Here is a 997-nt window from a genome sequence, read left to right on the forward strand (position 1 = left end):
GATCGCCGAGCTTGATGGTCCTCTTGCTCAGGTTGAGCATGAGCTTGCTTTAATAAAGCATGTTTTTGAGGCCGCGGGTGCCACTGAGGTTCGCGTCGCGGATAACGAGGCCCAAAGAGCCTTGTTCTGGAAAGGGCGCAAGAGTGCGTTTCCCGCGGTCGGTCGTATTTCGCCGGATTACTACTGCATGGATGGCACGATCCCTAAGAAAAACCTGCCCGCCGTGCTCAAAGGTATTGCCGAGCTTTCCGAGAAATATGGTTTAGCGGTCGCGAATGTGTTTCACGCAGGTGATGGCAATATGCACCCGCTCATTCTATTTGATGCGAATAACTCCGATGAGTTGCAGCGCGCTGAGGCGATGGGTGGAGATATTTTGGCGCTTTGCGTCAAACTAGGTGGTGCGATCACTGGCGAACACGGCGTTGGGAGAGAGAAGATTAACCAAATGTGTGTTCAGTTTGCCAGTGATGAACTGTCTCAGTTTCATGCTTTGAAGCAGGCTTTTGATCCCCATAAGCTCCTGAATCCTAACAAAAATATCCCGACTCTGGCTCGCTGTGCCGAGTTTGGGCATATGCATGTGCACAACGGTGAGTTGCCATTCCCAGATTTGGAGCGCTTTTGATGTCTTGGTCCATTGCTCGTGTAGAGCACTTTAATGAACAAGAGTCGCGAGCGGCACAATGTATTCGAGCAGCGTCAGAGAGCAAGCGTACATTGTCGATTGAAGGTGGTGGCACCAGAGCTTTTTTGGGACGTTCTGTTGCATCAGGTGATGTGTTGTCTTCACAGCCGTTTTCGGGGGTGATTAGTTACGAGCCAAGCGAGCTTGTATTGCGAGTTGGCGCTGGTACCAAGGTGAGTGATATTCAGGCAATGCTTGCAGAGAAAGACCAGTGCCTTGCGTTTGAGCCTCATGTTCTGAATGGCTGTGAGAAAGGGATGGGCGTTGGTTCAACGATTGGTGGTGCTATTGCGAGTGCTATGGCGGGTT

General features: G+C 51.2%; 2 protein-coding genes. Both read left to right on the plus strand.

Features of this window, described 5'->3' with window-relative positions:
- Positions 1 to 628: FAD-linked oxidase C-terminal domain-containing protein (locus A3750_RS03010; RefSeq protein WP_304440164.1), on the plus strand; the 628-nt coding region annotated here is incomplete at its 5' end.
- A partial coding sequence (locus tag A3750_RS03015; protein WP_156498342.1) for an FAD-binding protein occupies positions 628 to 997 on the plus strand: 370 nt, incomplete at its 3' end. The genes A3750_RS03010 and A3750_RS03015, both read left to right, overlap by 1 nt.

The organism is Oleiphilus sp. HI0079 (assembly GCF_001635105.1).